The following is a 25,651-nucleotide window of genomic DNA, read 5'->3' as shown; positions in this document are numbered from 1 at the left end:
TCAGCCGCGCTTGCGGCCGGGGCCTTTCGGATCGCCGTCGCGCGCGAACGCTGGCGGGTAGTAGAAGTTGAGCGTGCGCAGCAGTCCGCTGCCGGTATTGCGCACCTCGTGGCGCTCGCCCTTCTCGATGACAAGCAGTCGGCCCGGCTCCAGCGTGATGCGACGCTTGCGTCCGTCGACTTCCACCGTCGCCACACCACGGCCGTCGACCACGTACAGCCACTGATCCGCGCCGCGGTGATAGTTGTCATCGCCACCTTCGGTGTCGCCCGGCGCCAGCACCATCTCCGCGCACTGCGCGCGGCGGACTTCGAACGCGACGCGGAACCCTTCGCCGAACCTGAGCTTCTTCGTGTGCATGGCCGCCTCCTGCACGAAGGCTGGCAGCGCACATGTCGACGGCCGGTCAGTCCCGGAAACGACGAAGGCGCCGCAAGTCGCGACGCCTTCGGGCGACGACGTATCGACGGTCACGCGGCCGGCGCGTGATCCGACTGGTCGAACGTCATGTGGCAGATGTTGAGCTTGTTGCCGTCGAGGTCGCGGAAGTAGCCGGCGTAGAAGCCGGGGAAGCGCTCGCCCGGCGCGCCTTCGTCGGTGCCGCCGAGTTCCAGCGCCTTCGCATGCACCGCGTCGACCTGCGCACGGTCCTTCGCTTCCAGCGCGACCATCACGCCATTGCCGACGGTCGCGGCGTTCTTGTCGAACGGCACGGTGACGCCGAGGCCGGCGCCGTGTCCGCCGGTGCCGTAGGCGATGAAGTAGCCGGGCTGCTCCATCTCGCGCTTTCCGCCGATGAGCGCGAGCAAAGTGTCGTAGTACGCGGCCGCGCGCGGCAGGTCGTTGGTGCCGATTGTGGTGTAGGCGATCATCCATGCGTCTCCGGAAAGCGAGCCGGGATGCTAACCCGTTCACACGATGCGAAGGCCGCCGGCTGCCGGCGAAGACAGGCGCGCGGCGATGCGTCTATGCTCGCCGCGTTCGAACAGGGGGAACGCCATGAACGCCAACACCCAGCACGACATCGCCAAGCTCCTGCTCCGCGTCACGCTCGGCGTGCTGATCCTTTTCCACGGGCTGTCCAAGCTCAACGGCGGTATGGGCGGCATCGTCCACATGGTCGAAGCGCATGGCCTGCCCGGCGCGCTCGGTTACGGCGTGCTGCTGGGCGAAGTGATCGGCCCGCTGATGCTCATCGCCGGCTTCCACGCGCGCATCGGCGCGGTGCTGGTCTTCATCAACATGGTGATCGCCGTGCTGCTGGTGCACATGCGCCAGATCGGCTCGTTCAATGAGCAGGGCGGCTGGGCGCTGGAGCTGCAGGCGATGTATCTCGTGTCCGCGCTCGCGCTTGCGCTGCTCGGGCCGGGGCGCTTCAGCGTCAACGAGCGCTGATCGCATGACGCAGAGGATGGATTTCGAGCTCGAAGGCGAGTTCGTTGAACTCAACCAGCTGCTCAAGCTGGTCGGGCTCTGCGACAGCGGCGGCGCCGGCAAGCAGATCGTCGCCAGCGGCGCCGTCAACGTCGACGGCGCCGTCGAACTGCGCAAGACCGCGAAGATCCGCGCGGGTCAGGTGGTGCGCGTCGGACTGGTCGAAATCCACGTCACCTGACGCGACGCATCGCTCAACGCAGCAGCGGCTGCAGCGACGGCCACACGTGATTCAGCAAACGGCCCTGCACCGCGGCGGTCGGATGCAGGTTGTCGCGCTGGAACGCGTTGCGGTCGAGCATGATCGGCTCGAGGAAGAACGGCAGCAGCGACGCACCGTTGGTCCGCGCGACCGTCGTATACGCATTTGCGAAGCCTTCCGTGTACGCGCGGCCCAGGTTCGGCGGCATGCGCATGCCCAGCACCAGCACCTTCGCGCCCGATGCGCGCGACAGCTTCACCATGCGGTCGAGATTCGCCTGCATGTCGCGCACCGGCAGCCCTCGCAGGCCATCGTTCGCGCCGAGTTCGATCACCACCACCGCCGGCTTCGCGCGCGAAAGCGCCGCCGGCAGTCGCGACAGGCCGCCGGCCGTCGTCTCGCCGCTCACGCTGGCATTGACCACCGACCATCGCCCGCCGTCCGCGCGCAGCCGCTGGCCCAGCAGCGACACCCAGCCCTGCGACACCGCGATGCCGTAACCGGCCGACAGCGAGTCGCCCATCACCAGCACCGTGTGCGTGGTCGCGGGCGCGCGCACGGGCGCCTTCGCCCATGCCGGCGCCACAACCGCGAGGGCGAACAGAAGTACCACCCACCAAAGGCCCTGTTGAACACGGCCCCTCATGCCTTCATATGTCTTGCTCATGCAGTCCTCCGGCCGACCCGGCCTCACTGGAGACATGATGCTCGACGCCACCGTGAACCCCGGCCGAAGGACCGTGCCCTCCGCGCTCGCCGTGGAGGGGCTCGGCAAGCACGTGCCCCTGCCGGCCGGCGACCTGGTGATCCTGCGCGACATCGGCTTCGCCATCGAACCTGGCGAGACGATCGCCGTGGTCGGCGCGTCCGGTTCCGGCAAGAGCACGCTGCTCTCGCTGCTCGCGGGTCTGGATGTGCCCTCGTCGGGCCGTGTGCTGCTCGACGACGCGCCGCTGTCGTCGCTGGACGAGGACGGCCGTGCGCGCGTTCGTGGCGAGAAGGTCGGCTTCGTCTTCCAGAACTTCCAGCTGCTGCCCTCGCTCACCGCGCTCGAGAACGTGATGCTGCCGCTCGAGTTGCGCGGTGATGCCGACGCAGAAGCGCCCGCGCGTTCGATCCTGCAGCGCGTGGGTTTGAGCGAACGTCTCGGTCATTACCCGCGACAACTCTCGGGCGGCGAGCAGCAACGCGTCGCGCTGGCGCGTGCATTCGTCACCCGTCCGGGCTTGCTGTTCGCCGACGAACCCACCGGCAATCTCGACACCCGCACCGGCGCGGCCATCATCGAGCTGCTGTTCGAACTCAATGCGCAGGCCGGCACCACGCTGGTGCTGGTGACGCACGACGATGCGCTCGCCACGCGATGCGGCCGACGCCTGCGCCTCGACGCCGGCCGCCTGGTCGACGACTCGGCGACCGCCTGATGCCGACCGCGCTCGTCCTCGCTTGGCGCCAGCTCCGCCGCGACCTGCGCGCGGGCGAAGTGCGCATCCTGCTCGCGGCGATCGTGCTGGCCGTGCTCGCGGTGACGGCGGTGGGTTTCGTTACCGATCGCGCCGATCGCGCGCTCGCGATCGAAGCGAATCGACTGCTCGGCGGCGACGCGGTGCTGCGCGGCGACGATCCTCCATCAGCACGGCAGCTCGAAGCAGCACGTGCACCGGGATTGCGCGCCACAGAAACACGCGAACTCACGACGATGGCGTCGGTCGGCGAAGGCGATGCTCGGCGCCTGAAGCTCGCCGATCTGCGTGCGCTCGGTGAAGGCTTCCCGCTTCGCGGCAACTTCAAACTCGTCGACGCGCAGGGTCGCGAAACCAGCGCGACCCACGGCCCCGCGCCCGGCACTGCATGGCTGACCCGCAACGGCGCACAGGCGCTGGACGCGAAGCTCGGCGACGTGGTGACGCTCGGCGATGCGTCGTTTCCGATCAGCGCGATCGTCGCGCAGGAACCCGACGCGTCGACCGACATGTTCAACATCGCGCCGCGCGTGCTGATTCCGATGGCGGATCTTGCGCGCACGGGACTCGTGCAGCCGGGCAGTCGCGTCGAATACAAGCTCGTGGTCGCCGGCGATGCGGGTGCGGTCGAACGATTTAGCGCGCTCGCGAAGTCCTCGCGTATCCGCGGACAACGGCTCGACACGATTGGTAGTGCGCGGCCCGAAGTGCGATCCGCACTCGATCGCGCCGGTCGCTTCCTCGGCCTCGCCGCGATGGTGTCGGTGATGCTGGCGGCCGTCGCCGTCGCGATGGCCGCACGCCGCCACAGCGAACGGCATCGCCAGGGCGCCGCGGTGATGCGCTGCCTCGGCGCATCGCAGCGACGCATCGTCGCCATCCATGTCGGCGAGCTGATGCTGCTCGGTGTCGGCGCGAGCGTGATCGGCGTGGCGCTCGCCTTCGTCATGCAATGGGGCATCGGCCTGTGGCTCGCGCAGAGGCTCGGTCTGTCGATTCCACCGGCGGGTTATGCGCCTGCATTGCAGGGGCTGCTGCTCGGCCTCGTCGTGCTCCTGGCGTTCGGCGCGCCGCCGGTGCTGGCGCTGCGTCGCGTGCCCGCGCTGCGCGTGCTGCGTCGCGACCTCGACGGCGCGGAACCCAGCGCATGGCTTGTCGGTGCACTCGGTCTCGCTGTCCTCGGCACGCTGCTTTGGTGGAAGGCCGGTTCGGCGACACTCGGTGTCGCGATGCTGGTCGGTGTCGTCGCAACGCTTGCGGTGCTCGCGCTGCTCGCCGGACTGCTCATCCTTGCAGTGCGCGCGCTTCGATCGCGCATGCGTGGGCCTTTGCGTTACGGACTCGCCAACGTAAGCAGGCGATCAGGTACCAGCGTCGCGCAGGTGTGCGCGCTAGGCCTCGGTCTGATGGCGTTGCTGCTGCTCACGTTCGTGCGTACCGACCTGCTCGACCGCTGGCAGCACTCGCTCGCGACCGACGTGCCCAACCGCTTCATCATCAACGTGCAAGCTGAGCAGGTGGCCGACGTGCGCGGCTTCGTTCGCGGCGAAGGCCTCGAAGCGCCGGTGATGTTTCCGATGATTCGCGCGCATCTCGTAAGCCGGAACGGCGCGGCGGTCGATCCCAAGCATTACGCCGACGAGGACGCGCGACGCTTCGCCGAGCGCGAGTTCAACCTGTCGGTCGCCGACAAGCCCGAAGCGAGCAACCATATCGTCGCCGGACGCTGGTGGACCGGCACGCCGCGCGTGCCCGAACTGTCGGTCGAAAAGCGCTTCGCCGATCGGCTGGGATGGAAGGTCGGTGATCGCGTCGGTTTCGATGTCGCCGGCCAGCCGTTCGAAGCGCGCATCACCTCGCTGCGCGAAGTCGACTGGGAAAGTTTCAAGCCCAACTTCTTCGTCGTTGCGTCGCCGCATGCGCTCGACGGCTATTCCGCGAGCTGGATCACCGCGGTGCGCGTTCCGGCCTCGCAGCCGCGCTTCACCGCGCGCATCGTCGATCGCTTCCCCAACCTGACCGTGATCGACGTCGACGCGGTGCTCGCGCAGGTGCGCGCGACCGGAGACCAGGTATCGACGGTCGTGCAGGTCGTGTTCTGGTTCTCGCTCGCCGCAGGCGTGTTGGTGCTGATGGCCGCGGTGACGGCGAGCCAGGACGAGCGCCTGCTCGAAGGCGGCGTTATGCGCGTGCTCGGTGCGCGACGCGGCCAGCTGCGGCTCGCCCAGGCTTCGGAGTTCATCGCGATCGGGCTGTTGTCCGGGCTGGTCGCTGCGATTGCCGCATCGGTGCTGTCGGGCGTCGTCGCCACGCGCGTGTTCGACCTGCCGTGGCAGTTCGATGCGAAGCCTGCACTCGCCGGCGGCGTGATCGGCACGCTCGCTGCCTTGATTGCCGGTCTGTGGGCCACGCGCCGCGTGCTGGATGCGCCGCCGTCGACGACGCTGCGAGAACTGCAGGACTGACGCCTACATCACCTGCGACGCGATGGCGCCGCGGATCAGCAAGGCATCCTCGCCACGCGCGATGGCCCAGGCATCGAGTCCGATGCCGAGCACGAGGTTGGGGCTGAGCTGTGCGAGATCGACATCGGCGACGCCCATGTCGTGCGCGTCGAGTTCGCGCTGGGCATCGAGTGCGGCGGCGAGTCGTTCGGCCACCACGTGCATCGTGCCGTCGGTCAATTGGAATGCATGGAGACGCATGCATTGCCTCGCGGGCGATCGTGTCGCCATTCCCTGGCCGCATCGGGCGACCGCCGGGTTCGTGGACCCCTTACGAGGAGTCCCCGGCCGACGACGCCGGGGACTCACGCCTCTCAGGAGGCTGGCTCCGCGCTTTGTAGGGCGGAATGCGACGGAGAGCCGTCGCAAGATCACGCTGCGCCGACAGACGTTAGCCATGCGTGATGGGGAAACACGCAGAAAAAACCCCGAGCCAGGGGACTCGGGGCGGAGAGGAAATGACTGCGACCACGGTGGTGCGTGACTACGCGTCGAGGTTTATGCAGCAACCGTGAGATCCCCGTGACGGCCGCTTGCCGTCCGTCGCATCAACACTTCGTGCCGCGATTTTTGTGCGCTGCAGATAAAGAAAGCCCCGGCATGACCGGGGCAGGCAAGCATCGTCGCCGCAGCACACCTGTGCACTCGGTGTGTCGGGGGCCGCGGTCGGTGCCTGTACGGCTTTGCTTGTCGGCGGCCTTGGCGCAAAGGTGCGGCGCTGCGGGTTAACCGACCCTGATCCGCGAATGCACCGTGCGAATGCTGCGCTGCGGCGATGCCGATCGACATACGCATGCCATCGCATCGTGCGTATCCGTGCGCATGCGACACAGCGATGTCGCACAACCCGAACGAGTCATCGCATGTGTCATCGATGCATCGCGCTTACGGCCGGCTTGCCGCCGCCTAGATGTCGCGCTGCATAGCCTCGATGACACGCCCCAGCGAGAGAGACGACTCATGCTTGCGACGACCTACCGGCGGCCCTACAAGGTGCGCGCCGAACAAATGCCCGAACCGCGCATCGAACATCCGAACGACGCGATCGTCAAAGTCACGCGCACCTGCATCTGCGGGTCCGACCTGCACCTCTATCACGGCCTTGTGCCCGACACCCGCGTCGGCCAGATCTTCGGCCATGAGTTCTGCGGCATCGTCGAGGAAGTCGGCTCGTCCGTGCAGAACGTCAAGGCGGGCGACCACGTCATCGTGCCGTTCAACATCGCGTGCGGCACCTGCTACTTCTGCCAGCGCGAGTTGTACTCGAACTGCCACAACACCAATCCCGAAGCGACCGCAGTCGGCGGCATCTTCGGTTATTCGCATACCACCGGCGGCTTCCACGGCGGCCAGGCCGAATACGCGCGCGTGCCGTTCGCAGACATCGGCCCGACCAAGATTCCCGACGGCATGCATATCGAGGACGCCGTGCTGCTGACCGACGTCGTGCCTACCGGCTACCAAGCGGCGGAAATGGGCGACATCAAGGAGAACGACACCGTCGTGATCTTCGGCGCCGGCCCCATCGGCATCCTCGCCGCACGCTCGGCGTGGCTGATGGGCGCGGGCCGCGTGATCGTGGTCGACCACGTCGACTACCGCCTCGACTTCGTCGCCAAGTGGGGCCCGGCCGAGATCGTCAACTTCAAGGAAGTCGACGACATGGTGGTGCATCTCAAGAAGATGACCGACTGGCTCGGCGCCGACGTCTGCATCGACTGCGTCGGCGCTGAAGCCGACGGCTCGCTGTGGCAGTCGATCACCGGCGTGCGCATGAAGATCCAGGCGGGCGCCGCGACTGCGCTGCAGTGGGCGATCAACTCCGTGCGCAAGGGCGGCAACATCTCGATCGTCGGCGTCTACGGCCCGACGGTGAACATGGTTCCGATCGGCAATGCGCTCAACAAGGGCCTCACCATCCGCGGCAACCAGGCGAGCGTTAAGCGCCATCTGCCGCGCCTGATCGAGCACGTCATGGCCGGGCGCATCAAGCCGCGCGAAATCATCACGCACCGCGTGCCGCTGGAAGACGTCAACGACGCGTACCACATGTTCTCGGCGAAGAAGGACGGCTGCATCAAGACCGTGCTGATTCCGCCGGGCATGAGCAGCATCGAAACCGCAACGTCCGGCGCATTGACGCCGACGCAGCACCTGCATTGAGGAGACCGACATGACCTTCGACCGTTCGCAGATCCCCGGTTGGGGCGCCGATCTCGATCGCAAGAACCGCCCCGCGGTGCCGATGGAGCGACAGCCGCCGCGACTCGAAAACGTGCACTGGGAGATTCCCGAAGCACAGCCGCAGACCGTGGAAATCCTGCATTCCATCGAACGCCCGGGCCTTACGCCCGTGTTCGGTAGCGCATGTCCGCCTAGCGGCCTGTCCGGCAAGATCCGTCGTGCGGCTTTTCGCCACAGCGAAGGCCGGCTGCGTCACTGGATGATGCTGCTGCTCGCCGACCGCGTGAACGTGATCGAGGGCCTGTTCGACGATGCACGCAAGTCCAAGCGCGTGCATTCGGTGGCGGCCGTCGGTCTGGTGGGGCTGATCGCGTTCCTGTGGCTGCGCAAGTAACGCGCTGATCAGTGCGTCGTCGCGGGCCGCTTGGATGCGTGGCTCGCGACGAGCACCCAGTGCTTCGCGCGCAGCACCCAGGTGTCGGTAAACGCGAAGTCGGCGGTGAACGCCTGCCCGCCGGACCTTCCGCGGATGTGCGTGATGCCGGTGATCACCGCCGCATCGCCGTAGCGACGGACGACCTGGTCGCTGTTGCGGAATTCATCGTAACGCGGCTCGCGCTTCACCACTTCGTCGAGCGTCTGCTGCAGGTTTTCGACGTCACCACCGGAACCAGTGAGCGTGAAACCGGGATCGAGCGCGCGTCGCAGATACGCCGCATCACCGACTTCGAATGCGTGGCAGACGGCGGCTTCGGTATCGCGCAGCTCGCGCTCGGCATGATCGGCGGCGAACGCGGTGTTCGACATCAGCAGTGCTGCGGGCAACAACGCGAACGGCTTCATACGATCTCCTCAGGACGATTTGCCGTCGGCTTCCCAGTGGAACCGATGCAATAACCGATGCGCCATCGGCGCGACCACCAGGCCGGCGGCGACAAGAAACACCAGGCCGGCGTAAAGCGCATACAGACCCGCGAACAGCTTGCCCGGCTCCGTCTTCGGCGCATCGACCGGGCCCATGCCGCCGAGCAGCATCGACGCGTTGAGGAACGCGTCGGTGGGCGTCAGCGATTCGAAGGCCATGTAGCCGACCATGCCGATGCCGAGCGAGAGCGCGAGCAGCGCTGATGCGACCAGCACGTGCTTGCCGATGCGGCGCAGGAACTGCGCACGCGTGAGGGGTGGACGGCCGCGGTGTTCGTACATGCGGAGGATGCTAGCGCGACCGGCTTCGGCCGCCTACGATCCGGCAGCCATGACCGACGAACGCATCCTTCTTCGCGACGCGACGCCCGACGATCGCCCTGCCCTGCTCGCGCTCAACGAGGCGTCGGTCGCGGTGCTGAGCTCGATGGACGCGTCGCGCCTCGACGCCTTGCTCGCGGCATGCGCGATGTGCCGCGTCGTCGAACACGAGGGCATCGTGCAGGCGTTCGTGCTCGCATTCCGCGAACGTGCCACCTACGACAGCGTCAACTATCGATGGTTCGACGCACGCTATCCGCGATTCCTGTACGTCGATCGCGTGGTGGTCGGTTCACAGCTTCGCGGCGCAGGGTTCGGCCAACGTCTGTATGCGGACGTATTCGACCGCGCAAGATGCGATGACGTCCTGTACGTGACCTGCGAGTTCGATATCGAGCCGCCGAACCCTGCATCCGAACGTTTCCACGCGCGACAGGGTTTCGTCGAAGTCGGGCGTCAGACCTTGCCCGGCGGCAAGCAGGTCAGCCTGCAGGCCGCGGACGTTGCGGCTCAGTCGATGCGGTAGACGCGCGCCTTCGGGTGGTCTTCGTCGAGTTCGAAGAACCAGCGGCCCGCGACGCCCGGCACCAGGCGCACGCTCGGCGAATCGATGGCGTGCGACAGCTTCACCGTGCCCTTGAGCACCTTCCACTGCTGACCGTTATCGAGTTCGAACACGGTGCCCGCCGACCATCCGGACACGCTGCCGCGAACCTTCGCCGCGATCGGCGCATTGTCGAGGCCGATGTACTGCATCGGTGCGGTGCTGGCTTTCGCGACGTCCGCCTCGACGCTTGAAGTCGTGCGTGTCGCCGCGTCGCGCGCGTCCGCGGCTTCGAGCAACGCATCCAGCTGTTCGAGCTGCTGGCGCGTCATGCCGGTCGACGCGATCTGTTCGGGCGTCAGCCGCTTCGAAATCGGGACGTAGCGACCCGCCGCGACAGCGCCGAACGATGCAACGAGCAGCAAGGCGAACAGGGCGCGGCGCATGGTCATGGCAGGTCGATCCCGACGGATTGCCGCCACGTTATGACCAGCGTGTTGCAGTTCGGAGACAGCGATCAGGCGTCGACCGGGAACAGCGGGCCGCGACGCAGGCGGACCGGACCGGTGGCCATCAGCACGCTGGCCGACGGCAACACCTGCTCGCCCTGCGTGACCAGCAATACGCGCGCTTCCGACAGCGTTGCAGCGACGCGACGCACGTCGGGCATCGCAGCACGCCACGCATCTTCATCGTACTCGAGCGAACGTGCGACTTCCGACGGGCAGATCGACGCCGTGGGTGATCGCGCTGACAGCAGCGCGACGATCGTTTCGCGGATCGTCGCGTCGTCCGTCATGTCAGGCACCGAGCATCGGCAGCTTCAGGCCCTGCTCCACCGCGCACTGCTGCGCGATTTCGTAGCCGGCATCGGCATGGCGCATCACGCCAGTGCCCGGATCGTTCCACAGCACGCGCGCCAGCCGCCGGTCCGCGGCTTCGGTGCCATCGCAGACGATCACGACGCCCGAGTGCTGCGAGTAGCCCATGCCAACGCCGCCGCCGTGGTGCAGCGACACCCACGTCGCGCCACCAGCGACGTTGAGCATCGCGTTGAGCAGCGGCCAGTCGGAGACCGCGTCGCTGCCATCCTTCATCGATTCGGTTTCGCGGTTCGGCGACGCGACGGAGCCGCTGTCGAGATGATCGCGGCCGATCACGACCGGCGCCTTCAGCTCGCCGTTGCGCACCATCTCGTTGAACGCGAGCGCGAGCTTGTGACGCTGGCCGAGCCCGACCCAGCAGATGCGCGCCGGCAGGCCCTGGAACGCGATGCGCTCGCGCGCCATGTCGAGCCAGCGATGCAGGTGCGCGTCGTCGGGGATCAGCTCCTTCACCTTCGCATCGGTCTTGTAGATGTCTTCCGGATCGCCGCTCAGCGCGACCCAACGGAACGGGCCGACGCCGCGGCAGAACAGCGGCCGCACGTAGGCCGGCACAAAGCCGGGGAAATCGAACGCGTTCGTGCAGCCTTCGTCGAACGCCATCTGCCGGATGTTGTTGCCGTAGTCGAAGGTCGGAATGCCCTGCTGCGCGAACGCGAGCATCGCTTCGACATGCACGCGCATCGACTTCTTGGCTTCGTCGCGCACGCGCTGCGGATCAGTCTTCTGCGCCGCCTGCCACTGCTCGACCGTCCAGCCGATCGGCAGGTAGCCGTGCACAGGATCGTGCGCGCTGGTCTGGTCGGTGACGGCATCAGGACGCACGCCGCGACGCACGAGTTCCGGCAGCACGTCGGCGGCGTTTCCAAGCAGCGCGATCGACTTCGCTTCGCCCGCCTTCGTGTACTTCTCGATGCGTGCGAGCGCGTCATCGAGATCGGTGGCCTGCTCGTCGACGTAACGCGTCTTCAGGCGGAAATCGATGCTCTTCTGCTGGCATTCGATGGTGAGCGAACACGCGCCGGCGAGCGTCGCTGCGAGTGGTTGCGCGCCGCCCATGCCGCCGAGGCCCGCAGTGAGAATCCAGCGACCCGTCAGGTTGCCGTCGTAATGCTGGCGTCCCATCTCGACGAACGTCTCGTACGTGCCCTGCACGATCCCCTGCGAGCCGATGTAGATCCACGAGCCGGCCGTCATCTGGCCGTACATCATCAGGCCCTTCTTATCGAGTTCGTTGAAGTGTTCCCACGTGGCCCAGTGCGGCACGAGATTGCTGTTGGCGAGCAGCACGCGCGGCGCGTCAGCATGCGACGGAAAGATGCCGACCGGCTTGCCGGACTGGATAAGCAGCGTCTCGTCGTCGTTGAGCTCGCGCAGTGATTTCAGGATCGCGTCGAAGCATTCCCAGTCGCGCGCGGCGCGGCCGATGCCACCGTAGACGACGAGCTCGGCCGGGTTCTCGGCAACGTCCGGGTCCAGGTTGTTCTGGAGCATCCGGAACGGCGCTTCGGTCAGCCAGGACTTGCAGGTCAGTGCGGTGCCGCGCGGGGCGCGGATGATTCGGGACGGATCGACGCGCGTGGACATCGGTGCTTCCGGTGCGGTGATCGCCGGATTATCGCATCGCCGAAAACGACGATGCCCGGCCGGAGCCGGGCGTCGGAGGTCGCGCATGGCGCTCGTCAGTGGATCGACGGATCCAGCATGCGCAGCGCGTCGGCGATGTCGGTCTGGCCGGTATTGCGCAGGTCGTCCTGCGTGTAGACGCGGCCCGGGCCGTTATTGCTGCAGCCGTGATTGCCCGAGCGCGACCGGGCGCGGATCAGGGTGCCGGTTTCGCGCAGGCAGTTCGGATGCGCTTCGGCGTCGGCGATCGCGGCGGCGTTGGCGTCGACAACGGGTGCCGGCATCGCAGCGGGCGCCGGGGTGTCAGGCGTGGCGACAGGCGCGGGCTCGACGGCGGGCGCCGGGGCGGCCTGCTGCGCGAAGGCCGGCAGCGCGGCGAGCACGAGCGTGGCGAGGAGAAGCGGGCGTCGGTTCATGGCGGGTCTCCCGAAAGGTCGACCCGGCCACGATACGCCTCTGCCGCGTGGTCGGCGCATGCGGCCGGAGCGCGGATTCAGGCCCGACTTACGCGCCCGGACACGTCGTCGGGCGCCCCTTGCGGAAGGCATCGGCTTCGGCGGGCTGGACCTCGCGTGGCGGCGTGCCGCTGTCGAACACCACCTGCCAGACGCCCTGCGCATTGCGACGCCAGACCGACTCGAACGTGCCCTGCGTCAGCCGGGTCGCACCGTTCCCGGTTTCCTCGACCAGCGCCGGCCCAGTCGACCACGCGATGTCTCCGACCACCGTCGTGCGCACCGGATACCACTCGAGACGGATGCCGTCGCCGCGCACGATGGGCGCCCATGCGCGGAGGATCGCCTCGCGGCCACGTTGCGGTCGCGGCGAGCCGGCGGCGAACGCGGCATCGGGCGCGACGTGCTCGGCGAAGGCCGCGGCGTCGTGGTCGGCCACCGATTGCGCGAACGACAACTCGCGCGCGAACACGGCGCATTCGTCGGCGGAGAACGGCGCCGGCCGCGGCGGAACGGGCGCGGCCGCGGCGGCGGCGAGCAGCGGAACGAGCGCGAATACGAAGGCCATGGACGGAACTCCGGTGAAGTCCTGCGATGCTGTGCGCACCGCGCGTTCATGGCGAGCGGCTAAAGTCATGGTTTCCGCAGACCTCCACGGCCGTACGTGATCCGACCGCTCGTTGTTGCCCTCGCCGCGGCGTCGCTCGCCGCATGCGCATCGCTCGCTCCGCAGTCCGCCGCACCGGCCACGCCGCCGGTCGCGACCATCCTGATCTCCATCGACGGCTTCCGTGCCGACGCGATCCAGCACGGCCATACGCCGACGCTCGACGCGCTCGCGCGGGACGGCGTGCGTGCCGAATACATGCGGCCCTCGTACCCGAGCCTGACGTTCCCGAACCACTACACACTGGTGACCGGCCTGCGCCCGGACCACCACGGCATCGTGCACAACACGATGGACGACCCGCAGCTCGGCCACTTCAACATGGACGACGTGGTCGCCACCGGCACCGCGGCGTGGTGGGGCAGCGAGCCGATCTGGGCGACGGTCGAGAAGTCCGGCCAGCACGCGGCCACGATGTTCTGGCCCGGCAGCGCCGCGCCGACCGGCGGCGTGCGTCCGTCCGAATGGCGCCTGTTCGACGAGAAGTTCAGCGGCACCGATCGTGTCGACACCGTGCTCGGCTGGCTCGACCGTCCCGAGCCGGCGCGACCGAAACTCGTCACGCTCTACTTCGAGGACGTCGACCACGCCGAGCACGACCACGGCCCCGCGTCGCCGGAAGCGTTCGCGGCCGAAACCAAGGTCGACGGCTACCTCGCACGACTTCGCGCCGGCCTCGCCGCGCGCGGACTCACCGATCGCGTCAACATTGTCGTCGTCTCCGACCACGGCATGGCGCCTGTGCAGCAGGGCCAGGTCGTCGTGATCGAGGACATGGCGTCGCCGGAGATCGCGGCGAACATCACGACGGGCCAGTCGGTGGGCTTCCGCCCTGTCGCCGGTCACGAAGCCGAAGCGACCGCGAAGCTCGTCGGCCGCCACGACCACTACGAATGCTGGACGCGCGAGGCCATGCCGGCGCGCTGGCACTACGGCACCAACGTGCGCGTGCCGCCAATCGTCTGCCAGATGGATGAAGGCTGGGACGCCGTGGCGCGCGCCAAGCTCGCGACGCGTGCGACCGGCATGCGTGGCTCGCACGGTTACGACCCGGCGTTGCCGTCGATGCGCGCCGTGTTCGTCGCAGACGGCCCGTCATTCCGCAACGGCGTGGTGCTGCCCGCGATCGACAACGTCGACGTCTATCCGATGCTCGCGCGCGTGCTCGGCGTGACGCCGATGCCGAACGACGGGAACCCGTCGGCGCTGGCTGGCGCGTTGCGTTCGGACAAGTAACTCGGTGAGTTGATCAAGCCGGTGCGGCTGATGGCCGCATCGGCTTTTTTATGCGTCGCTCGCGCCGACTAGGCGAGCAGTTTCGACATCGCGGCGCGATAGCGTGTCGCGATCGTCTCCGCACCGCATCGACGTGGCGGCCATCGCGCACCACGGCGCGTCCGGCGACATCGACTTCGCGCACCAGCGGTCGATTGCCGGAGAAGATCCAGCGGTCGACGACGTCATCCGCCGTCGCCCCCGCAAGAATCGGCGCGTCCGCATCGAGCACCACGCGATCGTCGTGCATCGCCTGCCCCGACGAATCGCGCGCGCTTTCCAGCACGCGCTCGAGCAACGTTTCGCCGACACCTGTCGACGCACCGACCGCGACATTGCGACGCCGCGTCACCAGTCGCTGTCCGTACTCCAGCCAGCGCAGCTCCTCGACCGGCGACGTCGACACATGCGAGTCCGAACCGATGCCGAAGCGTCCGCCCGCATCGAGGAACGTGCGCAGCGGAAACAGTCCGTCGCCGAGATTCGCTTCCGTCGTCGTACAGATCGCGACCGTCGCACGTGACGCGGCGATGCCGGCGATCTCGCCGTCGTCCAGATGCGTGGCATGCACCAGCGTCCAGCGCGAATCGACCGGTGCATGATCGAGCAACCACTGCACCGGTCGCGCGCCGCGCAACGCGATGCATTCGTCCACCTCGACCGTCTGCTCGGCGATATGGACGTGGATGCGCGAATCGCGCGGCAACGCGGTGAGCACTTCACGAATCGCATCTTCCGGCACCGCGCGCAGGCTGTGCAGCGCGCAGCCGACCTGCAACGTGTCGTCGTGCGAACCACGCAACGTGTCGAGCAGTCGCAGGTAAGTGTCGACGTCGTGGCCGAAGCGACGCTGGCGCTCGGTGAGCGCGCGGCCGTCGAAACCGCCGGTCATGTACAGCACCGGCAGCAGCGTGAGGCGAATGCCGGTCATGCGCGCCGCGTCGATCAACGCACGCGACATCGCGGCGGGATCCGCATACGGCCGCCCGTCGACATCGTGGTGCACGTAATGGAATTCGCAGACGGCGGTGTAACCGGCTTCGAGCATCTCGACGTAGAGCTGCGCGGCGACGTCGCGCAGCGTGTCCGGGTCGAAGCGCGCAGCCATGCGGTACATGGTTTCGCGCCAGGTCCAGAAGCTGTCGGCCGGGTCCGTCTGCCGCTCGGCCATGCCGGCCATCGCTCGCTGGAACGCGTGCGAATGCAGGTTGGCGAGGCCGGGCAGTTCCCAGCCGCGGGCGGTGCGCTGGACGGGCGAGTCGGGCATGGGCGGGCGGCAGGCGTCGGGTGCGCTAGGCTACCGCGGCGGCAGGAGGTCGCACCGCATGCGCATCGTCGAATTCGTGGGTTTCGTGGTCGCCGTCATCGCGCTGTTCGCGTGGATGACGGGCGAGCGGCATACGCTCGCGTCCACCGAACGCGATCGCCAGGCTACGCGCGACGCTGACGACAACGCCGACCGCTGAGGCCGGCCGCACCACGGCCGCATGCGAGAATGCCGCATGGGCCGTTTTCATCATGACGAGGCCGGACTTGCCGTCCTGCTGTCCAGCGAAGGCTGGAGGCGCCGCATCGCGCTGTGGGGCGGCGCGCTCGCCGTCGCACTCGCCGCGATCGTGTTCGCCAAGGCGGCCGACGCCGCATTCGGGCTGTTCCAGCGCGCGCTCGCGTTCTCGCCTTACGCCGCATTGATCGTGACGCCGGCGGTGCTGGGCGGCTGCGCATGGGCGACGTCGCGCGGCCTGCAGGCGACGCGCGGCAGCGGCATCCCGCAGGTAATCGCATCACTCGATCTGCCTGACGAACGCCGCGTCGAGCACGTCTCGTTGCGCGTATCGATCGCGAAACTCGTGTTGACGACGCTCGGGCTTGCAGGCGGTGCATCGATCGGTCGCGAAGGGCCGAGCGTGCATCTCGGCGCCGGCATCATGTATGCGGTCGGGCGTGCAATGGGCTTTCGCGATCCCGAACAGGGCGCGCGGTTCCTGCTCGCCGGCGGCGCGGCGGGCATCGCTGCGGCATTCAACACGCCGCTCGCGGGCGTTGTGTTCGCGATCGAGGAACTCAGCGGCACGTTCGAACATCGCTTCTCGGGCACGTTGCTGACGGCGGTCCTGGTCGGCGGCGTGGTGTCGCTCGGGCTGCTCGGCAGCTACACGTATTTCGGACACGTCAGTACGTCGCTTCCGCTGGGACAGGGTTGGCTTGCCGTCGTGCTCTGCGGCGTGGTTTGCGGGCTGGCGGGCGGTGGCTTCAGTCGGCTGCTGCTCGCCGCGGTCGACGGCCATCCGCGCTTGCTCGGCGCGTTGCGTGCTCGTCATCCGGTGTTGCTCGCGGTGCTCTGTGGACTCGTGCTTGCGTTGCTCGGCCTCGCGTTCGGCAACGGCATGTTCGGCACCGGCTACGCGCAAGCGCGCGAACTGCTGCAGGGCGGCGGCATCGATCGCACGTTCGGCCCCGCCAAGCTGGTCGCGAACCTCGTCTCGTATGTCGCCGGCATTCCCGGTGGCCTGTTTTCGCCGGCACTCGCGGTCGGCGCGGGTTTGGGCCATGACCTCGCGGTGCTGCTCCCCGGCGTCTCGCCGACGGCGGTCGTACTGCTCGGCATGTGCGCTTACCTCACCGGCGTCACGCAGGCCCCGCTGACCTCCGCGGTGATCTGCATGGAGCTGACCGACAATCGCCTGATGCTGCTTCCCATCCTGGGGACCGTGCTCATCGCGCGCGCCGCGTCGTCCCTGATCTGCCACGTGCCGGTGTACAAGGCGCTCGCGCATCGGCTGGCCGCATCGATGGCGCCGGCTGCACCGGCGGAGCCCGCATGACGACGCCGATGTTCGACGGAATGATCATCGGCGCGTCGCTCGCCACGCTCGATGGCGACAACTACGGCGGCATCGAGGACGGCGTCATCGCGTGGCGTGACGGTTTGATCACGCATGTCGGACCGCGCGACTCGCTGCGCGGCGAACCGGCGTTGCTGGCGCGCGAGGTGATCGAAGCGCGCGGCTGGATCACACCCGGCCTCGTCGACTGCCATACGCATGCCGTGTTCGCCGGCGACCGCGCGACCGAATTCGAAATGCGGTTGCAGGGCGCGACATACGAGGCCATCGCACGCGCCGGCGGCGGCATCCTCTCGACCGTGCGCGCCGTGCGTGCCGCAGACGAAGACGCGCTGTACGCGCAGTCGAAGCCGCGAATCGATGCGCTGCGCGCCGACGGCGTAACGACGATCGAAATCAAATCCGGCTACGGGCTGGACTTCGAGAACGAACGCAAGATGCTGCGTGTGGCGCGTCGGTTCAACGATGCGGGCCTCACCGTGCGTGCGACGTATTTGGCTGCACACGCCTTGCCGCCGGAATATGCCGGTCGCGCGGACGAGTACATCGACGCCGCGATCAACTGGCTGCCAAAGCTGCACGCCGAAGGGCTGGTCGATGCCGTCGATTCGTTCTGCGAAGGCATCGGCTTCTCGCCGGAGCAGACGCGCCGATTGTTCGAATGCGCACGTTCGCTTGGCCTGCCCGTGAAGCTGCACGCCGATCAGCTGAGCGACCTCGGCGGCGCCGGCATCGCGGCGGAATTCGGGGGTCTGTCGGCCGACCACGTCGAACACACCAGCGACATCGGTGTCGCGGCGATGGCGCGTGCGGGCACGGTCGCGGTGTTGCTGCCGGGCGCTTTCCACGTACTTCGCGAAACTAAGCTTCCGCCACTCGACGCCTTCCGCGAGCACGGCGTGCCGATGGCGATTGCGACCGACTGCAATCCCGGCACGTCGCCATTGCTATCGCTGCGCCAGGCCATGCAGCTCGCCTGCACGCACTTCCGCCTGACGCCCGAAGACGCGTTGCGCGGCGCGACCGTGCATGCGGCGCGTGCGCTCGGGCTGGCCGACCGTGGCACGCTGCGCGTCGGCCTGCGTGCCGACTTCGCGCTGTGGCGCATCGCGCATCCGGCCGAGCTCTGCTACTGGCTCGGCGGCGATCTGCTCGACGCGCGCTACGTCGCCGGAATACGTTGCTGATCGATCCATCCACCTGCTGGAGAACGCGATGCGCCCTGCCCTGCCCTGCCTTCTCCTGCTGATTCCCACCCTCGCCTGCGCCGCCGACCCGCGCCCGACCGCATCGCAGTTCGTGCAGGACGCGCTGATCGTCGACACGCACATCGATGCGCCGACCGAACTGCTGAAGTCGTGGCGCGACCTCTGCAACGAAATGCCCGACCGCGAGTTCGACGCGACCAAAGCGTCCCGCGGCGGGCTCGACGTCGCGTTCATGTCCATCTACACATCGCCGGAAGAAGACGCGAGCGGTGTCGCGCGACAGAAAGCGCACATGGAGATCGACGCGGTCGAAGCGATGGCGGCGCGCTGCACCGATCGATTCGCGCTCATCAGCGACCCCGGCGATTACCTGCATCTGCAGCAACCCGGCCACCGCGTGCTGCTCGCACTCGGCATGGAGAACGGTGCACCGATCGGCGACGACCTGTCGCAATTGCAGACCTTTTACGACCGCGGCGTGCGTTACATCACCCTCGCGCACAGCCACAGCAATCGCATCGCCGATGGCTCGTACTCGCTCGATCGCCCGTGGCACGGACTGAGCCCGTTCGGCGAGAAGGTGGTCGATGAAATGAACCGGCTCGGCATCATGGTCGACGTCTCGCACCTGTCGGACGAATCGGTCGAGGACGTGCTGCGCGTGACCAGGACACCGGTGATCGCCAGCCATTCCGGCATGCGCCACTTCACGCCGGATTTCGAGCGCAACCTGAGCGACAAACTTGCCAAGGGCATCGCGAAGTCCGGCGGCGTCGTGCAGATAACGTTCGGTAGCGGATTCATCGACCCCAAGGCCGCCGCGGACACCACTGCGTACTTCCGCGAAATGGCGAAGTTCCAGCACGCGCAGACGGAAGCGAAGGCGCGCGGCGAAGCGGTGCAGTCCTTCGACGAGTGGGACAAGGCCTGGGACGCCGCGCATCCGAAGCCGCCGACCACCATCAAGCAGGTTGTCGACCAGATCGACTATGCGATCAAGCTGATTGGCGAGGACCACGTCGGGCTCGGTTCGGACTTCGACGGCGTATCAGGCGCGTTGCCGGATGGTTTGAAGAGCGTCGCCGACTATCCGAACCTCGTGCAGGCGCTGCGCGACCGCGGCTATTCGGACGCGACGATCCGCAAGGTGCTCGGCGGAAATCTGATGCGTGTGTGGAAGGCGGTCGACGCCGCGGGTGCGAAGTTGCGCGGCGAGACGTCGTAACGCGTAAGCCACCTGAAGTCGTCCCGCAGCGGAGGCTGGAACGATTACGCGCATGAGCTGGCGCAGGACGAAAGGCGCGACGTCGACACCCTAGGCGCGTGATTCGGTTTGCGGTATCCGACCGACACACCGCGCGCGTTCGTCGGCCACGCGAGCCGACGGTCAACCGAAGTCCGTGGTGCGCGTTGGACGGAACAGGTCCACTTCGCGGAAGCCGCCGATGCATCGCTGGCGTTACGTCGTGATCGCGCTTCTCCTGCTCGTCGCCGCGGATGTCGTCGCGCAAGCGCGTGGCGGACGCTTCATGCAGATCCTTCGCGCCCGCGCGGCCGAGCGCTCCGCGAACAGTCATGTCGTCAACGGCGGCGACCCACGCGCGACGCTGACCGCGCCGGGCGATTACCTCTACGAAATCCGCCACGACGGCATCGTCCGCATGTACCGCGTACATGTTCCGCGCAGCTATCGACCGGGTCATCCGATGCCGCTGCTCGTCGCGCTGCATGGCGGTGGCGGCGACATGGACTGGCAGGCGGACGATTCGAAGTACGGGCTGATCACGGCTTCCGAAACGCATGGCTTCATCGCGGTGTTTCCCAACGGCTTCAGCCGCATGCCGGGCGGTCACCTCGCGACATGGAACGCCGGCCACTGCTGCGGCGCGGCGCGCGATCGCGACATCGACGACGTCGGTTTCATTCGCATGGTGGTTGACAACGTCGAGCATCAGCTCGACATCGATCGATCGCGTGTCTACGCGACCGGCATGTCGAACGGCGCGATGATGGCGTACCGCCTCGCATGCGAAGCGGCGGACATGTTCCGTGCGATCGCACCTGTTGCAGGTACCGACAACACGACACATTGCACGCCGTCGCGACCTGTCGCTGTCGCGCATTTCCACGCTCGCAACGACGACCACGTGCTGTTCGACGGCGGCGCAGGGCCCGGTGCGTTCCGTGACACGTCGATGGTTACCGACTTCACGTCAGTGCCCGCGACGATCGACGCGTGGTCGCGCCATGACGGTTGCCGCGCACCGCCGCGTCGCGTGCTCAGCGTTCCGGCCGCGTACTGCGAACTGCGCACGCCCTGCGATGGCGTAGCGAAAGTGCAGCTATGCGTCACCGAGACGGGCGGACATTCCTGGCCGGGCGGTCACAAGGACCGCGGCGAAGCGGCGTCGCGGGCGATCTCGGCGAACGACGTGATGTGGCGATTCTTCGACTCGCTCTAACGCGGCGCCCAACGCGATCGACTGAAACGAAAAAGCCCCGCTTTCGCGGGGCTTTCGTGCATCCGGGCGGGGCCGGTGCTTACTCCTTCGACGCGGCCTTCTTCACCGCGACCTTCTTGGTCGCCGGTGCCTTGGACACGGTCTTGGTCGCCTTCTTCGCGACCGGCGCAGCGGTGGTGCCCGTCGCGACGGCGGTCGCCTTCGGACGCGCATTGCCGTAGCTGGAGTTGTAGCGCTTGCCCTTGGCGGTCTTGCGGTCGCCCTTACCCATCGTGGTGCTCCTGGAATCTGAGATTGAAACGTCGGCGCCGCATGTGCGGGCCTGCGGACGAGCCGCGTGAAGGATCGCGCGCTTGCGCGAGGCTGCGAAGCCTAGCACAGGCGGCCGTCGGCCCGGCCGATCAGGGCGTGCAGCAGTCGCCGTCGTGCAGAGACTGCAGGCGCAGATTCGTGACGTGGGCGAGCCCGACCAGCGTGCCGCCGAGCGTCATCGAGATGGCGTGCGCGATGGTCGAATCGTGCAGCGGGGCGTAGGTCACACCCATCCATAGCGCAGCGAGACCCGGCACCAGCAACACCAGCGCCCGAACGATCCGATGGCGCCGGTAACCCCGCACCAGGCTGTAGAGGCCGAGCACGCTGGCGAAGCTGATGAAGCCGAGCTCGAAGGCTTCGTTCCGCCAGGCCGCGAACCCCAGCGTCGGCAGCAGCACGATCAGCACCGGCAGCAGAGCGCAATGGATCGCGCACAGCAGGGAGCCGGTCGCGCCGATCCGGTCGAGGACGGGCCTCGACCGGGGATGCGGCGTCGTGTGCTGGGGAGAAGCAGCCATTTGAAACACTATAACATTCGCCTGCGAACGGCCCGTCAATGCACGGCGACGGGCGCGGCACCCTCACGCCGGCCGCGACGCACCGCCGGAATCGCCTGCGCCAGCAGCGCACACGCCGCGAGCATCCACACGATCAGCGCACCGCTCGGCAGGTCGAGCACAGCCGACAGCGCGAGCCCGGACACGTAGCCGGCGATGCCGATCGCGTATGCGGCGACGAGCTGGCGCTTGCCGGTCATGCCGGCGGTCGCGAGCGCAGGAACGATCAGGCTGGCGAATACCAGGTAGACACCGACCAGCTGCACCGATGCGGTGATCGCGAGCGCGAACAGCGCGTAGAACACCAAGCCGGTGAGCTGGCCGCGGCGCATCCACATGAAGGCGAGCAGCACCACGGACAGGACCAGCGCCGGGATCAGCTGCGCGTAACTCACCCACAGGATCTGCCCGACGAGCAGGTCCTTCAGGTGTTCGCCGCCCTGCGGATTGTTCGCGAGCAGCAGCAATCCACCCGTCGCGGCGAGCGCGAATAGGGTGCCGATCAGCGGCTCCTGGTATTGCGGCCAGCGACGATCGGTCCACGACAGCAGGCCCGCGCCGAGCAGCGCCGCAGCGGCGGCCGCAGCCTGCACGCCGTAGCCGTGCTCATCGATGCCCAGGAACTGCGCGAGGATCACGCCGAGCCCCGCGATCTGCGCGATCGCGAGGTCGATGAAGATGATGCCGCGCGACAACACCTGCCGACCGAGCGGCACATGCGTCGACAGCACGATCAGGCCCGCCGCGCACGCGGGCCCGAGGATGCTGAGGTCTAACCCTTCCCAGTTGAGCGTCACTTGGCGGCCTGCAGCAGCTTGGAAATGGTGGAGTCGAACAGGCCGAACAGATCCTTGGACTGCGCGTCACCGCCGACGGTCAGCGGCAAGGTCACCGCCTTGACGCCGGTGCGCTCGGCCAGCCAGTCGGCCGGCTTCGGGTCCTGGTATGCGGCGCGCACGATGGCGAGCGTGTTCGAACCCTTGGTCGTCGCGATCAGGCTCGCGAGATGCGCGCTGGTGGGCGGCACGCCCGGCTTCGGCTCGAGTGCGCCGATCTGCTGCATGCCGAGCCAATCCCACAGGTAGACCCAGCTGATGTGGTGCACGACGACCTTGCGACCGGCGAGCGGCGCGGCCTGCGCCTTCCAGCGGCCCATCGCGGCAGTCCAGCGCGTCTGGAAGTTCGCGAGGTTCTGCTGGTACGCGGCGGCGTTGCCCGGATCGAGCTGCGCGAGGCGTGCATCGAGACGCTGCGCAACGATCAGCACGCGACGCGGGTCCATCTGGATATGCGGATTGCCTTCCGGATGCACGTCGCCGTTCGCCCGGTCGAGCGCGGTCGGGCGCTCGAGCGTCTTCACCTGCTTCGCGGCTTCGAAGTAACCCGCGCCGGATGCGACCTTCGCATTGCCCGACTGGCGGATCAGCTGCGGCAGCCAACCCACTTCGAGCTCCGCACCGGTGCACACGACCATGTCGGCCGCGCGCACTTTCGCGATCAGGCTCGGCTTGGCTTCGATGACGTGCACGTCCTGCAGCGCGGACGTACCGACATCGACGTCGACCTTGTCGCCGGCCAGTTCGTGCACCAGCGAACCCCATTCGGGTTCGCAGGCGAAGACGCGCATTTTGGCCTGCGCGGGCGCGGCAACCGCACCGGCAAGCAGCACCGCGGAAATGAGCAAGGACTTCATGATTCGGTTCCTCAGAACTTGTGGGCGCCGTGGGCGCCGAGGCTGGTCTGGTACTGCACGGTCACGGCATTGTCCGTGTCCGTCGCATTCGGTTTGTCATGGCTCAGCTGCAGGCGGAACAGGCTGAATTCGCTGTTGCGCCAGGTCGCTTCGACGGTGTGTCGCGTCGGGTCGGTGTCGCTCGCGAACGGACCTTCGCTGGCCGACCACAGGCGATCGAAGCGATAGCCGATGTCCCACTGGCGATTGAGTCGGTATACGGCTTCCGCGTAGGCGCCGCGACGATCGCCGTTCCACGCGAACGGGAGCGTCGAACCGAGCGGATCGGTGACCGTGCCATCGCGATGGTCGATAAGGTATTCGCTGCGCAGCGTCAGGCCGCCATCCTTGAAGTTGCCCTGCGGCGCCCACTTCCACGTGCCGTCGACGATGTAGAGCGTGCCGTCGCCAGTGAAGCCGTCTTCGCCGTTCATCGCGTTCGAACGCAGCATCGACACGCCGGCGAGCCATTCGTTTTCCGCGCCGACGTCACCGCCGAGATGCGCGAACAACGTCTTCGTGCCGACACCGCCGTGCCCCGCGTTCGAACTCGGATAGTTCTCGCCGCGGAACGCTTCGCCACCGACTTCGAAGAACAGCGCGGTCGGCGCGACCCAGCGCACCTGCACGCCGTCGTCGCCGTACTGGTTGCCGAGGAACGCCTGGTACGGCAGCGGGCGATCGAAGAAGTTGTCGGTGTGCGCGTGGTGGCTGTTGAGGTAGCCGATGTTCGAATAGAACCGGCCCATGCGCACGTTCCAGCCCGCGGGCAACGCAGTGGTGTCGATGAATGCTTCCTCGACGCCGATGTGGTCCTGGCCGCCTTCGCTCTCGGCCGTCAGCGTGAGCTGACCGTAGAACTTCTCGTCGATGTTCGCGGCGAACGAGACTTCGCTTTCGCCCAGCGAGAAACCGTTGGGTGCGGGGCCCGCGCCATCGACCAGCGGGAACCCGGCACGCACGTAGTTCGCGGGATCCAGCGAGTGATGCGTGTAGCTGCCGTTGAGGATGATCGAGATCGCGGGATTGAAGACGTTCGCATTCGAGCTGCCGGAGCTACCGGTATCCGCGCTTGCGACGGAAGCAGAAGACGCAGCGGCAGCCGGTGCAGCGGACCCATTGTCGTCCGGTGCCGCGAGCTCGTCGTTCGCGGCAAGGTCGGACGTGTCGGATGCCGCGGCCGGCGCCACAGGCGCGCTCGACGGATGCGTAGCGGCGTCGGTCGCGTCGGTGGCAGGCGCCGCCGCCACATGCGTCATCTCGTCGCGGAGCCGGGCGACCTCGGCTCGCGCCGTGCGCGCCTCGGCATTGGCCTTGTCCGCTTCGGCGCGTGCGGCCTTGGCTTCGGTCGCGAGCTGCGTGACCTGAGCCTTCAGGGCATCGAGCTGGGCCTGCGACACGCCGTCCGCCGCGTGCGCGGTGCCGAGCACGCCCGCAAGCGCCAGGACCAGAAGGGATTTCTTCATCGACGCCGGTTCCGATTTTCAGAAGGTTATAACATTACGTTACGGACCCGGCGGTCATCCCCTCAATAGCCCGGAAGTCACGGATTCAGGCGGCAGCAGCCTCCGCCGCGCAGCTGGCGCACAGGCCGTGCACTTCCAGCGTCTGCGCGCGCGGCGCGAAGCCGAGTGCACGCGCACGCGTGTCGAGCGCGCCGACGATCTGCTCGTCTTCGAGTTCCGTCGCCGCATGGCAGCGGTCGCAGATCAGGAACGGCACAGCGTGCTGCGCGCCACCCGGATGGTGGCAGCCGACGAACGCGTTGATCGACGACAGCTTGTGGATGAAACCGTGCTCCAGCAGGAAGTCGAGCGCGCGATAAACCGTCGGCGGTGCCGCGCCTTCATGCGTCGCCTTCATCAGCTCGAGCAGTTCGTACGCCTTGACCGGGCGGTCGGCATCCGCGATCAGGCGCAATGCGCTCGCGCGCAGCGGCGTCAGGCGAAGGCCGCGTTCCTCGCACGCACGCTCGACCTGCGCGACGAAGTCATCGCCCGTGTGGACGTGATGACGCGGATCGGTGCAGTTGTCGTCATGCGCCATGG

At 67.5% G+C, this 25,651-nt stretch carries 31 protein-coding genes; 13 read left to right on the top strand and 18 right to left on the bottom strand.

What is annotated here, in order from left to right; translation table 11 throughout:
* Together ACVWZN_RS00920 and ACVWZN_RS00915 are read right to left on the bottom strand one after the other, a co-directional pair.
* The gene (locus ACVWZN_RS00920; RefSeq protein ID WP_456952231.1) at positions 1-360 is read right to left on the bottom strand and encodes a cupin domain-containing protein; all 360 of its coding nucleotides are present in this window, start codon (positions 358-360) and stop codon (positions 1-3) included.
* A gap of 110 nt (positions 361-470) precedes the next feature.
* Positions 471-872 carry a VOC family protein gene (locus ACVWZN_RS00915; RefSeq protein ID WP_456952230.1) on the bottom strand — a complete coding sequence of 134 codons (402 nt, stop codon included), beginning with the start codon at positions 870-872 and terminating at the stop codon, positions 471-473.
* A gap of 127 nt (positions 873-999) precedes the next feature.
* Between ACVWZN_RS00915 and ACVWZN_RS00910 the strand changes: the two genes are divergently transcribed.
* Both ACVWZN_RS00910 and ACVWZN_RS00905 read left to right on the top strand, forming a co-directional pair.
* Positions 1,000-1,395, top strand: coding sequence for a DoxX family protein (locus ACVWZN_RS00910; protein WP_456952229.1), 396 nt, complete (start codon positions 1,000-1,002; stop codon positions 1,393-1,395).
* Positions 1,396-1,399: 4 nt separating this feature from the next.
* Complete coding sequence (locus tag ACVWZN_RS00905; RefSeq protein ID WP_456952228.1) at positions 1,400-1,615, top strand: RNA-binding S4 domain-containing protein; 216 nt, start codon at positions 1,400-1,402, stop codon at positions 1,613-1,615.
* Positions 1,616-1,628: 13 nt separating this feature from the next.
* On the opposite strand, the gene ACVWZN_RS00900 is transcribed toward ACVWZN_RS00905, so the two are convergent.
* Complete coding sequence (locus ACVWZN_RS00900) at positions 1,629-2,282, bottom strand: arylesterase (protein ID WP_456954672.1); 654 nt, start codon at positions 2,280-2,282, stop codon at positions 1,629-1,631.
* 58 nt (positions 2,283-2,340) lie between these two features.
* Here ACVWZN_RS00900 and ACVWZN_RS00895 point away from each other — a divergent pair, with 58 nt between their 5' ends.
* On the top strand, positions 2,341-3,060 hold the full coding sequence (locus ACVWZN_RS00895; protein ID WP_456952227.1) for an ABC transporter ATP-binding protein: 720 nt from the start codon (positions 2,341-2,343) through the stop codon (positions 3,058-3,060).
* The gene (locus ACVWZN_RS00890; RefSeq protein WP_456952226.1) at positions 3,060-5,564 is read left to right on the top strand and encodes an ABC transporter permease; all 2,505 of its coding nucleotides are present in this window, start codon (positions 3,060-3,062) and stop codon (positions 5,562-5,564) included. Before ACVWZN_RS00895 ends, ACVWZN_RS00890 begins: the two co-directional genes overlap by 1 nt.
* Positions 5,565-5,567: 3 nt before the next feature.
* On the opposite strand, the gene ACVWZN_RS00885 is transcribed toward ACVWZN_RS00890, so the two are convergent.
* Positions 5,568-5,804 (bottom strand): hypothetical protein, encoded by a 237-nt coding sequence (locus ACVWZN_RS00885; RefSeq protein WP_027082479.1) that lies wholly within the window; start codon positions 5,802-5,804, stop codon positions 5,568-5,570.
* A 759-nt stretch (positions 5,805-6,563) separates the two neighbouring features.
* Here ACVWZN_RS00885 and ACVWZN_RS00880 point away from each other — a divergent pair.
* Both ACVWZN_RS00880 and ACVWZN_RS00875 read left to right on the top strand, forming a co-directional pair.
* Positions 6,564-7,766 carry a zinc-dependent alcohol dehydrogenase gene (locus tag ACVWZN_RS00880; protein WP_456952225.1) on the top strand — a complete coding sequence of 401 codons (1,203 nt, stop codon included), beginning with the start codon at positions 6,564-6,566 and terminating at the stop codon, positions 7,764-7,766.
* A gap of 10 nt (positions 7,767-7,776) precedes the next feature.
* The gene (locus tag ACVWZN_RS00875) at positions 7,777-8,181 is read left to right on the top strand and encodes a hypothetical protein (protein ID WP_036141763.1); all 405 of its coding nucleotides are present in this window, start codon (positions 7,777-7,779) and stop codon (positions 8,179-8,181) included.
* Positions 8,182-8,189: 8 nt separating this feature from the next.
* Here ACVWZN_RS00875 and ACVWZN_RS00870 read toward each other — a convergent pair whose 3' ends face one another.
* Both ACVWZN_RS00870 and ACVWZN_RS00865 read right to left on the bottom strand, forming a co-directional pair.
* A complete protein-coding gene (locus tag ACVWZN_RS00870; protein ID WP_456952224.1) occupies positions 8,190-8,630 on the bottom strand; it encodes a nuclear transport factor 2 family protein in 441 nt (146 codons plus the stop codon).
* Between the two features lie 9 nt (positions 8,631-8,639).
* Positions 8,640-8,993 (bottom strand): hypothetical protein, encoded by a 354-nt coding sequence (locus tag ACVWZN_RS00865; RefSeq protein ID WP_456952223.1) that lies wholly within the window; start codon positions 8,991-8,993, stop codon positions 8,640-8,642.
* A gap of 49 nt (positions 8,994-9,042) precedes the next feature.
* Here ACVWZN_RS00865 and ACVWZN_RS00860 point away from each other — a divergent pair, with 49 nt between their 5' ends.
* Positions 9,043-9,558: a GNAT family N-acetyltransferase gene (locus ACVWZN_RS00860; protein ID WP_456952222.1), complete on the top strand. Its 516-nt coding sequence runs from the start codon at positions 9,043-9,045 to the stop codon at positions 9,556-9,558.
* Here ACVWZN_RS00860 and ACVWZN_RS00855 read toward each other — a convergent pair.
* The 5 genes from ACVWZN_RS00855 to ACVWZN_RS00835 form a co-directional block, all read right to left on the bottom strand.
* Entirely contained in the window at positions 9,543-10,028 is a 486-nt protein-coding gene (locus tag ACVWZN_RS00855) for a hypothetical protein (protein ID WP_456952221.1), read from the bottom strand. The genes ACVWZN_RS00860 and ACVWZN_RS00855 overlap by 16 nt on opposite strands.
* A 65-nt stretch (positions 10,029-10,093) precedes the next feature.
* The gene (locus ACVWZN_RS00850; RefSeq protein ID WP_456952220.1) at positions 10,094-10,375 is read right to left on the bottom strand and encodes a DUF3253 domain-containing protein; all 282 of its coding nucleotides are present in this window, start codon (positions 10,373-10,375) and stop codon (positions 10,094-10,096) included.
* A 1-nt stretch (position 10,376) separates the two neighbouring features.
* A complete protein-coding gene (hutU, locus tag ACVWZN_RS00845) occupies positions 10,377-12,047 on the bottom strand; it encodes a urocanate hydratase (protein WP_456952219.1) in 1,671 nt (556 codons plus the stop codon).
* A 95-nt stretch (positions 12,048-12,142) separates the two neighbouring features.
* Positions 12,143-12,502: a hypothetical protein gene (locus ACVWZN_RS00840; protein WP_456952218.1), complete on the bottom strand. Its 360-nt coding sequence runs from the start codon at positions 12,500-12,502 to the stop codon at positions 12,143-12,145.
* A gap of 88 nt (positions 12,503-12,590) precedes the next feature.
* A complete protein-coding gene (locus ACVWZN_RS00835) occupies positions 12,591-13,109 on the bottom strand; it encodes a YybH family protein (protein WP_456952217.1) in 519 nt (172 codons plus the stop codon).
* A gap of 96 nt (positions 13,110-13,205) precedes the next feature.
* Here ACVWZN_RS00835 and ACVWZN_RS00830 point away from each other — a divergent pair, with 96 nt between their 5' ends.
* Positions 13,206-14,444 carry an alkaline phosphatase family protein gene (locus ACVWZN_RS00830; protein WP_456952216.1) on the top strand — a complete coding sequence of 413 codons (1,239 nt, stop codon included), beginning with the start codon at positions 13,206-13,208 and terminating at the stop codon, positions 14,442-14,444.
* Positions 14,445-14,457: 13 nt separating this feature from the next.
* Here the strand turns inward: ACVWZN_RS00830 and ACVWZN_RS00825 are convergent, their stop codons facing one another.
* Positions 14,458-15,750, bottom strand: a complete 1,293-nt coding sequence (locus ACVWZN_RS00825) for a formimidoylglutamate deiminase (protein WP_456952215.1) — start codon at positions 15,748-15,750, stop codon at positions 14,458-14,460.
* A 58-nt stretch (positions 15,751-15,808) separates the two neighbouring features.
* Between ACVWZN_RS00825 and ACVWZN_RS00820 the strand changes: the two genes are divergently transcribed.
* From ACVWZN_RS00820 to ACVWZN_RS00800, 5 genes are all read left to right on the top strand, one after another.
* Complete coding sequence (locus tag ACVWZN_RS00820; protein WP_456952214.1) at positions 15,809-15,949, top strand: hypothetical protein; 141 nt, start codon at positions 15,809-15,811, stop codon at positions 15,947-15,949.
* Between the two features lie 36 nt (positions 15,950-15,985).
* A complete protein-coding gene (locus ACVWZN_RS00815; protein ID WP_456952213.1) occupies positions 15,986-17,308 on the top strand; it encodes a chloride channel protein in 1,323 nt (440 codons plus the stop codon).
* The gene (hutI, locus tag ACVWZN_RS00810; RefSeq protein WP_456952212.1) at positions 17,305-18,516 is read left to right on the top strand and encodes an imidazolonepropionase; all 1,212 of its coding nucleotides are present in this window, start codon (positions 17,305-17,307) and stop codon (positions 18,514-18,516) included. Before ACVWZN_RS00815 ends, hutI begins: the two co-directional genes overlap by 4 nt.
* 28 nt (positions 18,517-18,544) lie before the next feature.
* Positions 18,545-19,762 (top strand): dipeptidase, encoded by a 1,218-nt coding sequence (locus tag ACVWZN_RS00805; protein ID WP_456952211.1) that lies wholly within the window; start codon positions 18,545-18,547, stop codon positions 19,760-19,762.
* A gap of 220 nt (positions 19,763-19,982) precedes the next feature.
* Positions 19,983-20,999 (top strand): extracellular catalytic domain type 1 short-chain-length polyhydroxyalkanoate depolymerase, encoded by a 1,017-nt coding sequence (locus tag ACVWZN_RS00800; protein ID WP_456952210.1) that lies wholly within the window; start codon positions 19,983-19,985, stop codon positions 20,997-20,999.
* A 79-nt stretch (positions 21,000-21,078) separates the two neighbouring features.
* On the opposite strand, the gene ACVWZN_RS00795 is transcribed toward ACVWZN_RS00800, so the two are convergent.
* The 6 genes from ACVWZN_RS00795 to ACVWZN_RS00770 all read right to left on the bottom strand — a co-directional run bounded on the left by ACVWZN_RS00795 (position 21,079) and on the right by ACVWZN_RS00770 (position 25,649).
* On the bottom strand, positions 21,079-21,270 hold the full coding sequence (locus tag ACVWZN_RS00795; RefSeq protein WP_027082466.1) for a 30S ribosomal protein THX: 192 nt from the start codon (positions 21,268-21,270) through the stop codon (positions 21,079-21,081).
* Positions 21,271-21,400: 130 nt separating this feature from the next.
* Entirely contained in the window at positions 21,401-21,832 is a 432-nt protein-coding gene (locus ACVWZN_RS00790; RefSeq protein ID WP_456952209.1) for a MerC domain-containing protein, read from the bottom strand.
* A 35-nt stretch (positions 21,833-21,867) separates the two neighbouring features.
* Positions 21,868-22,668 carry a metal ABC transporter permease gene (locus ACVWZN_RS00785; protein WP_456952208.1) on the bottom strand — a complete coding sequence of 267 codons (801 nt, stop codon included), beginning with the start codon at positions 22,666-22,668 and terminating at the stop codon, positions 21,868-21,870.
* On the bottom strand, positions 22,665-23,564 hold the full coding sequence (locus ACVWZN_RS00780) for a metal ABC transporter substrate-binding protein (protein ID WP_456952207.1): 900 nt from the start codon (positions 23,562-23,564) through the stop codon (positions 22,665-22,667). The genes ACVWZN_RS00785 and ACVWZN_RS00780 overlap by 4 nt, the downstream gene beginning before the upstream one ends.
* Before the next feature lie 11 nt (positions 23,565-23,575).
* On the bottom strand, positions 23,576-25,069 hold the full coding sequence (locus ACVWZN_RS00775) for a hypothetical protein (RefSeq protein ID WP_456952206.1): 1,494 nt from the start codon (positions 25,067-25,069) through the stop codon (positions 23,576-23,578).
* 85 nt (positions 25,070-25,154) lie between these two features.
* Positions 25,155-25,649, bottom strand: coding sequence for a transcriptional repressor (locus ACVWZN_RS00770; protein WP_027082463.1), 495 nt, complete (start codon positions 25,647-25,649; stop codon positions 25,155-25,157).
* Positions 25,650-25,651 lie beyond the last annotated feature (2 nt).

The sequence above is a fragment of the Lysobacter sp. HA35 genome (genome assembly GCF_054061195.1).
Note: the sequence above shows the minus strand (reverse complement) of the source record. Positions and strands in the feature narration are given on the sequence as shown.

What these genes read in the sequence shown, in the direction of transcription:
- ACVWZN_RS00855 (WP_456952221.1), bottom strand. Translation starts at nt 10,028, where the DNA reads ATGACCATGCGCCGCGCCCTGTTCGCCTTGCTGCTCGTTGCATCGTTC.
- ACVWZN_RS00800 (WP_456952210.1), top strand. Translation starts at nt 19,983, where the DNA reads ATGCATCGCTGGCGTTACGTCGTGATCGCGCTTCTCCTGCTCGTCGCC.
- ACVWZN_RS00865 (WP_456952223.1), bottom strand. Translation starts at nt 8,993, where the DNA reads ATGTACGAACACCGCGGCCGTCCACCCCTCACGCGTGCGCAGTTCCTG.
- ACVWZN_RS00870 (WP_456952224.1), bottom strand. Translation starts at nt 8,630, where the DNA reads ATGAAGCCGTTCGCGTTGTTGCCCGCAGCACTGCTGATGTCGAACACC.
- ACVWZN_RS00775 (WP_456952206.1), bottom strand. Translation starts at nt 25,069, where the DNA reads ATGAAGAAATCCCTTCTGGTCCTGGCGCTTGCGGGCGTGCTCGGCACC.
- ACVWZN_RS00780 (WP_456952207.1), bottom strand. Translation starts at nt 23,564, where the DNA reads ATGAAGTCCTTGCTCATTTCCGCGGTGCTGCTTGCCGGTGCGGTTGCC.
- ACVWZN_RS00850 (WP_456952220.1), bottom strand. Translation starts at nt 10,375, where the DNA reads ATGACGGACGACGCGACGATCCGCGAAACGATCGTCGCGCTGCTGTCA.
- hutU (WP_456952219.1), bottom strand. Translation starts at nt 12,047, where the DNA reads ATGTCCACGCGCGTCGATCCGTCCCGAATCATCCGCGCCCCGCGCGGC.
- hutI (WP_456952212.1), top strand. Translation starts at nt 17,305, where the DNA reads ATGACGACGCCGATGTTCGACGGAATGATCATCGGCGCGTCGCTCGCC.
- ACVWZN_RS00880 (WP_456952225.1), top strand. Translation starts at nt 6,564, where the DNA reads ATGCTTGCGACGACCTACCGGCGGCCCTACAAGGTGCGCGCCGAACAA.
- ACVWZN_RS00820 (WP_456952214.1), top strand. Translation starts at nt 15,809, where the DNA reads ATGCGCATCGTCGAATTCGTGGGTTTCGTGGTCGCCGTCATCGCGCTG.
- ACVWZN_RS00835 (WP_456952217.1), bottom strand. Translation starts at nt 13,109, where the DNA reads ATGGCCTTCGTATTCGCGCTCGTTCCGCTGCTCGCCGCCGCCGCGGCC.
- ACVWZN_RS00905 (WP_456952228.1), top strand. Translation starts at nt 1,400, where the DNA reads ATGACGCAGAGGATGGATTTCGAGCTCGAAGGCGAGTTCGTTGAACTC.
- ACVWZN_RS00915 (WP_456952230.1), bottom strand. Translation starts at nt 872, where the DNA reads ATGATCGCCTACACCACAATCGGCACCAACGACCTGCCGCGCGCGGCC.
- ACVWZN_RS00840 (WP_456952218.1), bottom strand. Translation starts at nt 12,502, where the DNA reads ATGAACCGACGCCCGCTTCTCCTCGCCACGCTCGTGCTCGCCGCGCTG.
- ACVWZN_RS00795 (WP_027082466.1), bottom strand. Translation starts at nt 21,270, where the DNA reads ATGGGTAAGGGCGACCGCAAGACCGCCAAGGGCAAGCGCTACAACTCC.
- ACVWZN_RS00890 (WP_456952226.1), top strand. Translation starts at nt 3,060, where the DNA reads ATGCCGACCGCGCTCGTCCTCGCTTGGCGCCAGCTCCGCCGCGACCTG.
- ACVWZN_RS00805 (WP_456952211.1), top strand. Translation starts at nt 18,545, where the DNA reads ATGCGCCCTGCCCTGCCCTGCCTTCTCCTGCTGATTCCCACCCTCGCC.
- ACVWZN_RS00910 (WP_456952229.1), top strand. Translation starts at nt 1,000, where the DNA reads ATGAACGCCAACACCCAGCACGACATCGCCAAGCTCCTGCTCCGCGTC.
- ACVWZN_RS00770 (WP_027082463.1), bottom strand. Translation starts at nt 25,649, where the DNA reads ATGGCGCATGACGACAACTGCACCGATCCGCGTCATCACGTCCACACG.
- ACVWZN_RS00895 (WP_456952227.1), top strand. Translation starts at nt 2,341, where the DNA reads ATGCTCGACGCCACCGTGAACCCCGGCCGAAGGACCGTGCCCTCCGCG.
- ACVWZN_RS00885 (WP_027082479.1), bottom strand. Translation starts at nt 5,804, where the DNA reads ATGCGTCTCCATGCATTCCAATTGACCGACGGCACGATGCACGTGGTG.
- ACVWZN_RS00875 (WP_036141763.1), top strand. Translation starts at nt 7,777, where the DNA reads ATGACCTTCGACCGTTCGCAGATCCCCGGTTGGGGCGCCGATCTCGAT.
- ACVWZN_RS00860 (WP_456952222.1), top strand. Translation starts at nt 9,043, where the DNA reads ATGACCGACGAACGCATCCTTCTTCGCGACGCGACGCCCGACGATCGC.
- ACVWZN_RS00900 (WP_456954672.1), bottom strand. Translation starts at nt 2,282, where the DNA reads ATGAGGGGCCGTGTTCAACAGGGCCTTTGGTGGGTGGTACTTCTGTTC.
- ACVWZN_RS00920 (WP_456952231.1), bottom strand. Translation starts at nt 360, where the DNA reads ATGCACACGAAGAAGCTCAGGTTCGGCGAAGGGTTCCGCGTCGCGTTC.
- ACVWZN_RS00815 (WP_456952213.1), top strand. Translation starts at nt 15,986, where the DNA reads ATGGGCCGTTTTCATCATGACGAGGCCGGACTTGCCGTCCTGCTGTCC.
- ACVWZN_RS00825 (WP_456952215.1), bottom strand. Translation starts at nt 15,750, where the DNA reads ATGCCCGACTCGCCCGTCCAGCGCACCGCCCGCGGCTGGGAACTGCCC.
- ACVWZN_RS00790 (WP_456952209.1), bottom strand. Translation starts at nt 21,832, where the DNA reads ATGGCTGCTTCTCCCCAGCACACGACGCCGCATCCCCGGTCGAGGCCC.